Below are 13,082 nucleotides of genomic sequence, written 5' to 3'. Positions count from 1 at the left end.
CGGTGTGCGTATCCGCCATGCAGTCCCCTCACAACCCGGAGCTTCGCCTTGATGCGTCATTCCTCCCGCTGGTTCCTCGCCACCACCGTTGCCGCGCTGCTGGCCGGCACGGTGGCCTCCTCGCAGTCCACCTCCAGCATCACCTTCCAGTCGCCGGCGCAGGGCTGGAACGTGTTCGCGTCCCCGAACCCGCTGCCCTTCGGCTCCACCGCCGCCATCCACTTCAACACCGACCGCCTGACGCAGTGCCGGGGCAACATCAACGGCACCACGCCGGGGTGGACCATCACCGGCTACTACCAGTTCAACGGCGGCCCGGTGCAGAGCTTCTGGGTGGCGGGCTTCTCCTCCACGCCCAACCCGCCCGCGCCGTCCATTCCGCTCAACACCCGGGGCGACCTGGCCGTCTGGTTCGAGAACACCAGCCGCTGGGGCTGCCAGGCGTGGGACTCGAACTTCGGGAGCAACTACCACTTCACCGTGCAGTGACGGTGGGCCCGAGGGCGAGGAGGTGTCGGCCGCGCCCTCGGGGCTTCAGTGTGACTGCGTGACGAGCTCCGCCCGGCCGACGGGTCTGTAGCCCGCGGCGAGCAGGCGCCGCACCGCGAGCACCGACACGCAGTCATCCGTGGCTCGCTGTGAAGCACCCATCGAAAGAGCGGCCCTCCCGCACGGGAAGGTAGAGGGACACCTGCCCAATGCGTAGGGTGCCTCCATGACAACCTGGAGCCCGACTGCCTTCGCCCGTGGACTCGCCTCGTTGCGGGCTTTCGTCAGCACCGAACCCGAGCTGTCCGCCAGCGCACGCGCTGACTTTCCGGAGGCCTGGGATGACCAGCGCTTTTCCTGGATGAGCGCCGCCCTGATGGCGTGGACGCTCCATGGGAAGGAGGACGCGGAGGGCCGCACCGCCGCGGACCGTCAGCTCCTGCAGCAGGGACAGAGCCTGTCGCGTGCCGAGCGCGGCATCCTGTCGGCCCTGGCCGCGTCCTGGTGCTCGGTGTTCGAGGTGGAGGAGGTACGGCTCGGGCAAGGCCTGCGCCTGCGGGACTTGCTGCTCGACGAGGTCCTGGAGGTGAAGGAGCGCAGCCTCACCACACAGGTGGCCCGCTACGACCTGATTGGAAGCTGGGTGATGCCCACCGAGGACCATCTGGAGCTCGTAGGCGGCATCGTCCTGATCCCCCGCTCGGTGCGGGAGCACGTCATCGTGGCCATGCGTCAGAAACTGGCCGCCCAGCAGCCTCCCGCTTCGGACCTGCCCGGCCGCCGCCGACAGGCGCGGCGGCTGGCGCCCTTCCTCTTCCGACGCGTGCTGGAGCTCTTCACCACCGAGCAGCCACTGCTCAACGCGGATGGCGAGCCACTGCGCAGTTGCACCGCGCGCTTCCGCATCCGCCACCCGGCGAAAGTAGAGGAGCGCCTGCGCCAGCACGACGGCTTCACCCGCGAGGGCAAGGGCTCCTACGAATGGCAGGGTCCCCACCCCCTTGCGCCCACGAACAACCCGGCGGTGTGGGGCTTCGTCACGGTGGAAGGCAAGTCCCTGGTCCTGAACACCCAGTCCGCGCAGCGCCTGGAGAAGGGAAAGGCCCTGCTGGCGGAACTGCTGGGCGCGGAGGCGGAGCACGAGGAGGACACCCTGGGGCCCGAGCAGTCCATTCGTGGAGCACCCACTCCTTCCCTGCCGGACGACATGCCGCTTGAGCTGGCGGACCAGCTCGCGCTGATGCTGGCGCAGCGGGCCCGCGACGAGCTGTCCAGAGGCATCCCCGCCTGGAGTGGAAAGAGCGCCCGGGAGATGGTGCGGTCCACGGAGGGCCGCGCCCAGGTCCTCGAATGGCTGAAGGACCAGGAGTCGCAGGTGTCCCACCTCTCCGACGCGGCGGACACGCTCTGGGACAACCTGTACGCGGAGCTGGGTCTGTCTCGCGACGAGCGCATTCCGCTGACCCAGGTGTACACCTCGAAGGAGGTGCCTTCCCTCGAGCCCATCCGCGCGGAGCTCACCACCACCGAGCTCCCCGAGCTCCCCGAGCTCTCCGAGGACCTCTCCCTCGAACCTGTTCCACGTCGCCGGGCCTTCCAGGACGCCGCCCGGCGGAAGCCTCGGCGGAAGGCGGCGGCGCCCGAGCTGGAGCCCGGGGCCCTCTACGCCTTCAAGCTGGGCCCCATCGACGTGGGCGTGGATGGCCGCACCTCCGTCTACGTCGCGCTGACGTCGGACGGTGAGGTCCTGCCCCCCGTCTTCGGGCGCCGGGACGCGGAGGGACTGGAGTCCCTGGCGCGGGGCAGCGCGGGGCTCAAGCGCTACTGCGAGAGTCGGCTGGCGCGCGCCGGCGTCGCCCATGGCTTCAACTCGCGCCCCATGCCGGACTCCGTCGCTCGGGCCCGGGCGGCGCTCGCCCTCCAGTTGTACTGGGGCCCAGAGAAGCCGGACGCCCTGGGGACACCGGAGGTGGCAGACGCGCTCCTCGACGCCATGGCGGCGCTCATCCGCGCGGAGCCCTGGGAGGAGTGGACGAACGAAGAGGTCTTCACCGTGCACCTGGAGGGTGCCGTGAAAGGCACCCGGGAGCTGTCCGTGATGGGTGGTGGCGGCAGCGAGTTCGGCTTCGCCCTCTTCGACCGGGCTGGCTCCGTGGAGCGGATGAGCATGTCTGGCCTACCGGCTGGCAACGTCGACGTGCTCATCCCGGACTCGCTGGGCGTGACGCTCGAGGATGAACCGGGTTGGGTGGCCAAGGTGGTGAAGGACGTCACCGGCCTGCCCTTCGTCCCCGACGTCATGCGCGTCCAGCGGAACACACCGCGCCAGGGAAACACCGAGGAGTTGGTGGTGGCGGCGGCGGTGGGTCGGGCGCTCGCCCTGGCGCGTCCCGAGGAGCGCGAGGTGAACGTGGTGCTGAAGGTCGGAGGCCTCCAGGTCCGTGTCCAGCTGGAGGTCCCCCTGCCGCTGCTGACGGGAAGATATGTGGGAACGCTCGACCTGCTACGACTGGCCAGCCAGCGGCCCACGGCGACCCGGGCACCCACGCGCACGCTGCCCACGAAGAAGGTCTCCGAGACCCTGCTCGAGTTCGCCAGGCCCATCCTGGACGGCGTGGAGGAATCGGAGGACCCGGAGGCCGAGCTCTTCACCTGTCTGGCGCTGGCCCTGAGTGTGTGGAACGCCGTGGTGCAGGACACCTGGGAGCCCGAGAAGGGCTGGGTGGAGCGAGCGCGCGCCACGCTGAGGCGGATGCCGCGGGACGTCCGCGAGTCGATGCTCCATGACTTCGAGCTGCTGGTGGAGCGCAAGCGCCGCCACTTCGCGGACGACCCCCGGTTGCTTGACGCCCTGGACGTCGTCCAGCGGCCGGGCGATCTGGGCGTCCGCCTCGTCGGCGTGGTGACGCCCGGCGCCTGGGACGAGTTCGTGGGCGTGTCGCGCGAATGAACGCGCTTCAGTCCCGCCCACCCAGCGTGCGGTTCAGGTTGTACGCCGAGCTGATGAGCGCCAGGTGCGTCAGCGCCTGTGGGAAGTTGCCCAGGGCCTCGCCGGACATGCCCGTCTGCTCCGCGTACAGGCCCACGTGGTTGGCGTAGCCCAGCATCCGCTCGAAGATGAGCCGCGCCTCCTCGAGCAGGTCCGGCCGGGCCACGCTCGCGCGCGTCATCGCCTCCACCAGCCAGAAGCTGCAGAGGTTGAAGGTGCCCTCGCTGCCGGCAATCCCATCCAGCGTGGCCTCCACGTCGTAGCGGAACACCAGGCCGTCCGACGCGAGCCCGCCGTGGGACGGGGGCTTTCGCATGACATCCAGCGTGCGGAGCATGCGCGGGTCCACCGGGGACAGGAAGAACACCAGCGGCATCAGCAGGTTCGCCGCGTCCAGCGCGTGGCCGCCGTAGTACTGGACGAAGGCGCCGCGCTCCGGGTTCCAGCCCTTCTCCATGATGTCCTCGAAGATGGCGTCCCGCACCTTGTGCCAGCGGGCCCGGTCCGCCGGGAAGCTGCGCTTGTCCGCCAGCCGGATGGCCCGGTCCACCGCCACCCAGCACATCAGCTTCGAGTACACGAACTGCCGCCGCCCGCCGCGCACCTCCCAGATGCCCTCGTCCGGCAGCTCCCAGTTCTCACACACCCAGTCCACCAGCCGCCGCAGGTGCCGCCAGAAGTCGTAGGAGATGGGCGCCGCGTACTTGTTGGACAGGTACACCGAGTCCATCAGCTCGCCGTAGATGTCGAGCTGGAGCTGGTCCGCCGCCGCGTTGCCGATGCGCACCGGGCGCGCGCCGCCATAGCCCGACAGGTGCAGCAGCTCCTGCTCCAGGGGCACGTGCTTGCCGTCGATGCCGAACATCAAGGGCAGCGGTCCGTCGTCGTACTCCGCGCAGCGCGCCTCCACCCAGCGCATGAAGGCCGCCGCCTCCTGCTTGAAGCCGATGCGGAGGAACGCATAGACGGTGAAGGCCGCGTCGCGCAGCCAGCAGAAGCGGTAGTCCCAGTTGCGGGTGCCTCCCGGTGACTCGGGCAGGCTGCACGTGGGCGCCGCGACGATGGCGCCCGTGGGCTCGAAGGTCATCAGCTTGAGGGCCAGCGCCGAGCGCTGCACCGTCTCACGCCACCGCCCCGTGTACTGGCACCCCGACAACCAATGGCGCCAGTAATCCACCGTCTCGCGAAAGAGCTCCTCGGAGGACTCGTGGTTGTGCACCACCGCCTCGCAGGACGTGCGCGCGCCCGGGTGCAGGGAGAACACGGCGGACTGGTTCTCGTGCAGGGTGAAGGCGGCGGTGACGCCCCGCTCCGTCTTCCTCAGCGGCACCGACGAGGACAGCGTGAGCTGGAGCGTCTGCGAGGAGAAGGTGGCCCCGCTGGGGATGAGCTTCGTCTCGTGCGTGTCCCGCGCGTAGTTGAAGGCGGGGAAGCACTCCATGTGGAAGGACATCGCCCCGCGCACCACCCGCACGCGCCGGAGGATTTCGCGCTCGTGCTTCACGCCCTTCCTGCCCGCCATGGGCATGAAGTCGACCAGCTCCCCCACGCCGTCCGGCGTGTAGAAGCGCGTCACCAGCACGTTGGTGTCCGGCCAGTAGAACTGCCGCTTCAGCACCCCGTCCGGCTCGGGGGCGATGCGCCAGTGGCCCCCGCGCTCCGCGTCCAGCAGCGCGGCGAAGACGCTGGGACTGTCGAAGTGCGGAAAACAGAACCAGTCGATGGTGCCCTCGTTGCCCACCAGGGCCACCGTCCGCAGGTCCCCGATGACGCCATGGTCCTCGATGGCGACCGACTTCCCCGCCCCGCCCAGACCGCTGCTCCCCGTTGCCATGCGTCGCTCCTCGTCGAAGGGGTCAGCTGAAGCGGATGACGTCCTTGATGCCGCCGGACTTCTTGCCGGTGACGACGTCGCAGAAGTCCTCGGGGGTGTGCTCGGCGCAGAGGAGCCGCTCCAGCCCCCCGGGCCAGCGCGCCCGGAAGTGCCCCAGGTCCTCCAGCGCCATGTCGAAGTCGGTGTCCGCCGCGTTCACCGTGCCCACCACCACCTGGTTGCCCAGCACCACCTGCTTGAGAATCGGCGCCACCTCGAACGGCTCCTCCTTCGACGGCACGCCGGTGAGCACGCAGACGCCATTGGGCCCCAGCGCCTTCAGCGTCTCCAGCGCCGCCCGGGCCACGCCGGCCGCCTCGTAGATGACGTCCGCGGCCCCGGCCCGGCGAACCAGCTCATCCGGCCGTACCTCCTTCGAGGAGATGTAGGGCACGCCCAGCGCCTCCACCGCCTCCGCCTTCGCGTTGGGCTTGGGGCTGCGCGAGTACATGGTGGTGGCATAGCCCCGCCGCATCAGCGCCATGGCGCCCAGCTGTCCCACCGGTCCCGCGCCCAGCACCACCGCGCGCCCCGGGCCGGGCTTCCACGGCAACCGGTCCTGGAAGCGCTCCACCTGGCGGAGGGCCTTCTCGGCGATGGTGAGCGGCTCGGTGAGCACCGCCACGTCCCGCAGCTCCTCGGGGACGCGGTGCAGGTAGGCCACGTCCTCCACGAAGAACTCGGCGCCGAAGCCGTGCGCGCCCTTGATGCCCCGCTCCGTGTAGTCACCGGTGATGCAGAAGTCCGGGTGTCCTCCACGGCACGGAGGGCAGGTGGCATGGGGGCACGGCCGGCGCACGCGCGGCACCACCCAGTCCCCGCGCTTCAGGCCCCGGACGGCCTCGCCCACCTCCACCACCTCGCCCAGGCACTCGTGGCCCAGGATGAGGAAGTCCGAGCCCGGCGGCGGTTCGCCATAGACGAACTCGATGATTTCCTTGTCCGTGCCACACACACCGATTTCCCGCGTCCGCACCTTCACCTGCGTGGGTGACTGGATGTGGGGCTCGGGTGCGTCGGTGATGACGCGCACCTGACGCTTCGAAGGGAAGACGGCCACGGCCTTCATACGGCCCTCCTTGAGGATGCACGCCCCGGCACGCGGCCCAAGCGCGGACATGACACCGTCCAACGCTGTGCATGCACGAAACCGCTGCCCACCCGGCCCGCCCGGGTCTATGAGGAAGGGTGTGAGCGAGCCCCAGTCCACCTACTCCAACGACGAGCCGCGCCGCAGCCGGTCCACGGCCATTGCCGCGGTGGCCTGCGTGCTGCTCGCCCTCCCCTTCCTCGTCCTGGGTCCTTATCTGTTGAACGCGAAGGCCCGTATCGAGCTGCGCTGCCAGCCCGGCGGCGTCTGCCTGCTGTTCCACACCAGCTGGCTCACCCGCGACGAGGTGGCCAGCTTCGCGCTCGAGGACGTGCAGGGCGTGAAGGTGGAGCGGACCCGCAGCGCCCGCCGCAACCGCGTGCCCATCTTCCGGCCCACGCTGGTGACGGCCCACGGCGAGTACCCCCTCTTCTACCAGTGGGCCACCGAGGAGACCGAGGCCACGCGCGTGGAGGCCCAGGTGGAGCAGTTCCTGGCGAACCCCGGCGACACGCCGCTGGAGGTCGTCCGGGATGACCGCGACGCCTCGCTGCGCGTCGGCGGCGCCTTCACCGGCGTGGGCCTGCTGCTGCTCGTCTTCGCGACCTGGCTGGCGCTGCGGACCCGGGCGCATCTGCGCGCCGAGCGGACCTCGGCCTCCGCCTGAGCGCCTGCCGGAACGGGCCCCCGCTCCCTCAGCTTTTGCCGAGGAACAGGACGCCGATGCCGCGGGCCAGCACGAAGCCCGTCATCACGCAGAAGGCCGTCCCGAAGCGGTTCAGGTCGAACCGGAGCTGCCAATCCCACAGCTTCACCTTCCGGAAGCCGGCTGCGGCGGCGCCGACGACGAAGGGGGCCAGCAACCCGGCGAACCACGCCAGGCCGGCGTCCTCGATGAGGGGGCTGGCGTATAGGGCCGTGCTAGCCGCTCCCAGCAGCGCTCCCGAGCCCAGCAGCGCCACCAGCCCGGCGGGGCCAAAGTTGCGCCTGTCCGAGAAAAGCGCCAGGGCGTTCCCCATCAGCTCGATGAGCACGTCGTCCAGCATGCCCTGACGTCTAAGGCAGCCAGGCAGGCGGCGAAAGCACGGGCCCACCCCGTCACTACTTTCTATCAGCCAGGACCGAGCCCTTGCGGGCGCTCCGAGAAGCGCTGGCGACGGGCGCTGGACATCCAGCAAGGACCACCAGGCGCCTGGTGAGACTCAGGGCAGGCAAGCAGGTTGGGGGGCCCCTCATGGGCTCCCTGCATGCACCCCTTCCCACTTGCACCTACGTGCCTAGGTTGTGCCCGATGCTGCGCGCACTCCTTGGCCGATGGAGAAGTTCCCTGCGCCTGCTCCAGCCGGCGCACGTCGGCGCGGAGCGCGCCAAAATCAGTGTCGCCCAGCTCGACCACCAGTACGCCAACAAGGTGGTCGCCTTGCAGAACGTGGACCTCAACGTCGCCTCCGGCGAGTTCGTGTGTCTGCTGGGCCCGTCCGGGTGCGGCAAGTCCACGCTGCTCTACGCGCTGGCCGGGCACGTGGTGCCCACGGGGGGCACGGTGTCCATCGACCGGCAGCCCATCCATGGTCCGGGGCCGGACCGGTTGCTGATGTTCCAGGAGGCCGCCCTGTTCCCCTGGCTCACCGTGCGCGGCAACATCACCTTCGCCCTGGCCGCCCGCGGCGTGCCGCGCGCCGAGCGCCGTGAGCGCGCGGACACGTACATCCAGCGCGTCCAGCTCGGAGGTTTCGAGGACGCGCTGCCACACCAGCTCTCCGGCGGCATGAAGATGCGGGCCTCGCTCGCCCGCGCCCTGGCCGTGGACCCGGCCGTGCTCCTCATGGACGAGCCCTTCGGCTCGCTGGACGCGCAGACGCGCATCCACATGCAGGAGCTCCTCCAATCCATCTGGGTGCGCACCGGCAAGACGGTGGTGTTCGTCACCCACGACGTCCACGAGGCGCTGATGCTGGGCACCCGCGTGGTGCTGATGGCCCCCAGGCCTGGCCGCGTGGTGAGGGATTTGGAGGTCCACCTGCCCATGCCGCGCCGCCCCGAGGACGCGGGGCTCAACGAGATGGTGCGGCACGTGAGCAGGCTGCTGCGCGAGGTGGAGGGGCGCGCGCGCACACCCGCGATTCAGCAGGCGCCCACGCGGGCGCCCGCGCAACCCGTGCTCCAGCCGCAGGTGATTCCCGGCCCCTAGAGGTGTGTCATGAAACACCACGCACAGAAGCTGCTGGTGGTCGCGTTGTTGCTCGGGCTCTGGGAGCTGGTGGCTCGGCTGGGCATCTGGTCTCCGCACCTGCTCCCCCGTCCCCAGGAGGTGGCGCAGAGCCTGGTGGCCATGGTCTCGGATGGGCGGCTGGTGGGGGCCGCGGGGCGCTCCCTGGGGCGGCTGCTGCGGGCCTACCTGATGTCGGTGGCCCTGGGCGTGCCGCTGGGGCTGCTGATTTCCCGGCTCCCCTTCTTCCGCAACGCCGTGAAGCCGGTGGTGATGGGGCTCCAGGCCCTGCCCTCCATCTGCTGGCTGCCGCTGGCGCTGCTGTGGTTCGGGCTCACGGACGGCGCCATCCTCTTCGTCGTCGTCATGGGCAGCGTGCTGGGCATCGCCATCGCCACCGAGGACAGCGTCAACGGCGTGGACCCACAGCTCACGCGGGTGGCCAGCACCCTGGGCGTGCGCGGCCTGCGCTTCCAGTTCGGCGTGCTGCTGCCCGCGGCCCTGCCGGGCATCGTCACCGGCCTCAAGCTGGGGTGGAGCTTCGCCTGGCGCGCGCTCCTGGCCGGCGAGCTGCTCTTCGTCTCCGGCGGCCTGGGCCAGCTCCTCACCGTGGGCCGCGAGCTGATGGACGTGCCCCAGGTCATGGCCGTCATGGTGGCCATCGTCGTCATCGGCACCGCCGTGGACCGTGTCCTCTTCCAGACGGTGGAGGTGCGGCTGCGGCGGCGCTGGGGGCTGACCGCCTCGACCTGAGGCGGGCCGCCGTGTGGCGGCGGACGCTTGGGCCCGGGGCGGCGTTGAAATTCCGCCGTCGCGCCACACCCTTGAGCCGCCATGCGTGCCTTCCGCCTCATGTTGCCCCTGGTGGTCGCCGGACTGACGGTGCTCGGCGCCGGCTGCAAGCGCGAGTCGTCCGCGCGCGGCCCGGACGCGCCGCTGCGGCTGGGCTTCTTCCCCAACATCACCCATGCCCAGGCCCTGGTGGGCAACGCGGAGGGGGCCTTCGCCTCGCAGCCGGGCGTGGGCCCGCTGAAGGTCATGCAGTTCAACGCGGGCCCCGCCGCCATGGAGGCGCTGGTGGCCGGCTCGCTGGACGTGTCCTACGTGGGCAGCGGTCCCGCCATCAACACGTTCCTCAAGGCCGGCCGCGAGCTGCGCATCATCGCCGGCGCGGTGAACAACGGCGCGGTGCTGGTCGTGCGCACCGTGAAGACGCCCGCGGAGCTGAAGGGCAAGAAGCTGGCGTCGCCGCAGCTGGGCAACACGCAGGACATCGCCCTGCGCTACTGGCTGAAGCAGCAGGGCCTGACGACGCACCTGGACGGCACCGGCGACGTGCAGATATTTCCGCTGAGCAACCCGGACATCCTCGGCCAGTTCCTGCGCGGCGGCATCGAGGGCGCGTGGGTGCCCGAGCCGTGGGGCGCGCGCCTGGTGGCCGAGGGCCATGGCCGCATCCTGGTGAACGAGAAGGACCTGTGGCCTGGCGGGCGCTTTCCCACCACCGTGCTGGTGACGACGCGCAAGGTGCTGGAGACGCAGCGGCCCCGCGTGCTGGCCCTGCTGCGCGCGCACGTGCGCCTCACCGGGCGCTGGCAGGAAGACCCGGCCGCCTTCGCCACCGCCGCCAACACCGCCTTCGGCCGCCTCACGAGCAAGCCGCTGCCGCCCGGCATCCTCCAGCAGGCCTTCTCCCGGCTGGAGCCCAGCCTGGACCCGGTGCCCCAGGCGCTCGCCACCGCGGCCGAGCACGCGAGGACGCTGGGCTTCATCACCGACGCGAACATCGACGGGCTGGTGGACCTGAGCCTGCTGGATGAAGCACGCGCGGCCGCTGCCCTGCCCGGTGAATGACGATGCGGCACACCCGGGATGACGGTGGGCCCGCCACCGGGAGAGGATGCGCCCCCATGAGGATGGAGCGCGTGGAGGAGACGCTGGAGCGCATCCGCCGGGAGGCCGAGCTCGCCCCGGGCGGAGTGCTGGCATTCGATGGCGACGGCACGCTGTGGAGCGGAGACGTGGGGGACGACCTCTTCCTCGCCCTGCTGGAGCATGGCGGCATCCGCCCCCAGGCACAGGAGGCCCTGGAGCGGCTGGCCCTCTCGCATGGCTTCACGCCGGGCCTGCCCGTGCGCGAGCTGGCGCACCAGGTCTTCGCCGCGTTCGAGGCGGGCCGGATTCCGGAGAAGGACATCTACGAGATGGTGGCATGGCTGTTCGCCGGCTGGCGCGTGGACGCGGTGAACGCCTTCGCGAGCGAGGTGGTGGCCCGGCGCGAGGTGAGGCAGCGCATCCACCCGGAGACCCGGCGCGTCGTGGAGTGGGCCCAGCGCCAGGGCATTGCCTGCTACGTGGTCAGCGCCTCGCCGCTCGCCGTCGTCGAGGCCGCGGTGCGGGAGGTGGGGCTGGACCCTGAGAACGTGCTGGCCTGCACGCCGCGCACCGAGGATGGGACGGTGCTGCCCAGCATCGTCGAGCCCATCCCCTACGCGGCCGGCAAGGTGCGCTGCCTGCGCGCGCGCACCTCCCAGCCGCTCTACGCCGCGTTCGGCGACAATGTGTTCGACCTGGAGCTGCTGGCGGCCTCTCGGGTGCCGGTGGCCATCCGTCCCAAGCCGCGCCTGCGGGCGAGGGCAGCGGAACTGCCCTCGCTCGTCCAGCTTCACCCGGAGGACTGAGGTGCCCCCGGGGCGTCAGTCCTTGGGCTGTACCTCTCCGGCGAGCGCCAGCGCGACGTTCTCCGTCGTGTTCTCCACCTGGTAGACGGCCACCACGCGCTGGCCCTTCTCCGGCTGCTTGCGGATGCGCAGCGCGCTGAGGTCCAGGGGCACCACGGCGCCGGGCTCGGACTGCACGTAGAGCATCTGTCCGTCGAGCTCCAGCACCTTGCCGGTCAGGCGCCGCATCTCCTCCTGGTCCGGCGTCACCTCGCGGATGGGCACGCCCACGCCGGAAGCCTGGGGACCGACCTCGAGGAGGCGCTGGCTGCCGCTGCCAGAGCGGTCGATGGACATGGACGCGCCGAAGTTGCCAAAGTACTCGCTCATGTTGTCCTGCTGAAGCGGGACATTGCCGGCGCCGGAGTTGTCGTCCGGGCGGCTGACAGGTTCATGGGCCAGGGCGGCCAGGGGTGTCATCAGCGCCGCCGCCACGGCGACCCGCCAGTTCCCCGAATGCGTTCGTTTCATGGGTCCTCCTCCTGAAGGGGCGCGGGGCCCCGCTGCCGACAAGCTAGGCCCTGACCCGAGGCCGCAGCCCTGTGGGCAAGCCATCCCGTCGCACCGAGGGCCGCGAGGCATGCGACGCGCCGGGCCCCCGGCGCAGAGGCATGGGCGTGCCGACGGGGAGTGTTGACTTCAGACAGGCAGTCGCCCCAAGCGCCCGGGAAAGGGCTAGGGTGCGCCGTCCCGGCTGGACCCTTTCTCCGCCGCCCTCATGGCGGCACCACGCAGAGGCCGCACGTGAACGGTCGCAACGAAGAGCACCGCATCGCCCTCTTCATCGATTTCGAAAACCTCGTCACCAACACGGGCATCAGTGCGTCGAACTTCGACCTGCAGCCCTCGCTCGACCGGCTGCTGGAGAAGGGCAAGGTCGTCTTCCGCCGCGCCTACTGCGACTGGTCCCGCTTCGCCGAGGCGAAAATCCGCCTGCACGAGTTCGGCGTGGAGCTCATCGACGTGCCACCCTCCACGCGGGCCGGGAAGAACGGCGCGGACATGCGCCTGGTCATCGACGCGCTGGAGCTGTGCTACGCGCGCGAGAGCATCGACACCTTCGTCATCGGCTCCGGTGACAGCGACTTCTGCCCGCTGGCGTACAAGCTGCGTGAGAACGGGCGCACCGTCATCGGGCTCGCGGTGAAGGAGTCCACGTCACAGCTCTTCGTGAAGGCCTGTGACGAGTTCATCTACCTGCGCCCGCGCCAGTCCCGCTCCGACAAGGGAGACAAGGACAAGGGCCGGCAGAGCGTGGCCGCGGAGGATGCGCACGGCAAGCGCGGCGGTCGCCACGGGCGCGACGAGAAGGGCCGGGGCGACAAGGACAAGGCGCCGCAGGGCGGCGGCAAGGCCCACGCGAAGACGGAGGTGCCGGACATCGCCCGCGAGGTGGTGCAGAGCATGCTGGCGCGCGCCACCGGCCCGGTGAATCCGTCCCTCATCAAGGAAGCCATCGTCCGCAAGGAGCCCGACTTCGACGAGCGCGAGCACGGCTTCTCCACCTTCGCGCGGCTGCTGGCGGCGCTGGAGCAGGAAGGCCTGTTGCGCCGCATCCAGCAGGGCCGCCAGTGGTACGTGGTGGCGTCGGACTTCGACGTGGGCAGCGGAGACGGCAAGGGCAAGAAGCGCGGCCCCTCGCACCACGCCGAGGAGGAGGACGAGCTGGAGTCCTACCCGGACCCGGACGAGGACGAAATCTGAGCGTCCCC

12 protein-coding genes are annotated in these 13,082 nt (G+C 70.5%); 8 read left to right on the top strand and 4 right to left on the bottom strand.

Features of this window, described 5'->3' with window-relative positions; all coding sequences use genetic code 11:
* Positions 1–51: 51 nt before the first annotated feature.
* Entirely contained in the window at positions 52–489 is a 438-nt protein-coding gene (locus VZL07_RS14675) for a DUF6209 family protein (protein ID WP_426756152.1), read from the top strand.
* 226 nt (positions 490–715) lie between these two features.
* Positions 716–3,439, top strand: a complete 2,724-nt coding sequence (locus VZL07_RS14670) for a hypothetical protein (protein WP_426756151.1) — start codon at positions 716–718, stop codon at positions 3,437–3,439.
* A 7-nt stretch (positions 3,440–3,446) separates the two neighbouring features.
* On the opposite strand, the gene VZL07_RS14665 is transcribed toward VZL07_RS14670, so the two are convergent.
* Positions 3,447–5,312 carry a glycoside hydrolase family 15 protein gene (locus VZL07_RS14665; RefSeq protein WP_426756150.1) on the bottom strand — a complete coding sequence of 622 codons (1,866 nt, stop codon included), beginning with the start codon at positions 5,310–5,312 and terminating at the stop codon, positions 3,447–3,449.
* 22 nt (positions 5,313–5,334) lie between these two features.
* A complete protein-coding gene (locus tag VZL07_RS14660; protein ID WP_426756149.1) occupies positions 5,335–6,420 on the bottom strand; it encodes a glucose 1-dehydrogenase in 1,086 nt (361 codons plus the stop codon).
* Between the two features lie 121 nt (positions 6,421–6,541).
* On the opposite strand from VZL07_RS14660, the gene VZL07_RS14655 reads away from it, so the two are divergent.
* Entirely contained in the window at positions 6,542–7,108 is a 567-nt protein-coding gene (locus VZL07_RS14655; RefSeq protein ID WP_426756148.1) for a hypothetical protein, read from the top strand.
* A 28-nt stretch (positions 7,109–7,136) separates the two neighbouring features.
* On the opposite strand, the gene VZL07_RS14650 is transcribed toward VZL07_RS14655, so the two are convergent.
* Positions 7,137–7,487, bottom strand: a complete 351-nt coding sequence (locus VZL07_RS14650; protein WP_426756147.1) for a hypothetical protein — start codon at positions 7,485–7,487, stop codon at positions 7,137–7,139.
* Positions 7,488–7,732: 245 nt separating this feature from the next.
* Between VZL07_RS14650 and VZL07_RS14645 the strand changes: the two genes are divergently transcribed.
* The 4 genes from VZL07_RS14645 (at position 7,733) to VZL07_RS14630 (ending at position 11,331) form a co-directional block, all read left to right on the top strand.
* Positions 7,733–8,632, top strand: coding sequence for an ABC transporter ATP-binding protein (locus tag VZL07_RS14645; RefSeq protein ID WP_426756146.1), 900 nt, complete (start codon positions 7,733–7,735; stop codon positions 8,630–8,632).
* Positions 8,633–8,641: 9 nt separating this feature from the next.
* On the top strand, positions 8,642–9,403 hold the full coding sequence (locus VZL07_RS14640; RefSeq protein WP_426756145.1) for an ABC transporter permease: 762 nt from the start codon (positions 8,642–8,644) through the stop codon (positions 9,401–9,403).
* A gap of 81 nt (positions 9,404–9,484) precedes the next feature.
* Complete coding sequence (locus tag VZL07_RS14635; RefSeq protein ID WP_426756144.1) at positions 9,485–10,504, top strand: ABC transporter substrate-binding protein; 1,020 nt, start codon at positions 9,485–9,487, stop codon at positions 10,502–10,504.
* 56 nt (positions 10,505–10,560) lie between these two features.
* On the top strand, positions 10,561–11,331 hold the full coding sequence (locus VZL07_RS14630) for an HAD family hydrolase (protein WP_426756143.1): 771 nt from the start codon (positions 10,561–10,563) through the stop codon (positions 11,329–11,331).
* A gap of 15 nt (positions 11,332–11,346) precedes the next feature.
* On the opposite strand, the gene VZL07_RS14625 is transcribed toward VZL07_RS14630, so the two are convergent.
* Positions 11,347–11,841 carry a hypothetical protein gene (locus VZL07_RS14625; RefSeq protein WP_426756142.1) on the bottom strand — a complete coding sequence of 165 codons (495 nt, stop codon included), beginning with the start codon at positions 11,839–11,841 and terminating at the stop codon, positions 11,347–11,349.
* A 273-nt stretch (positions 11,842–12,114) separates the two neighbouring features.
* Between VZL07_RS14625 and VZL07_RS14620 the strand changes: the two genes are divergently transcribed.
* Positions 12,115–13,074, top strand: a complete 960-nt coding sequence (locus VZL07_RS14620; protein WP_426756141.1) for an NYN domain-containing protein — start codon at positions 12,115–12,117, stop codon at positions 13,072–13,074.
* The last annotated feature ends 8 nt before the right edge of the window (positions 13,075–13,082 follow it).

Origin of the sequence: Pseudomyxococcus flavus, assembly GCF_050038885.1 — a bacterium.
Classification (GTDB): domain Bacteria; phylum Myxococcota; class Myxococcia; order Myxococcales; family Myxococcaceae; genus Myxococcus; species Myxococcus flavus.
Note: the sequence above shows the minus strand (reverse complement) of the source record. Positions and strands in the feature narration are given on the sequence as shown.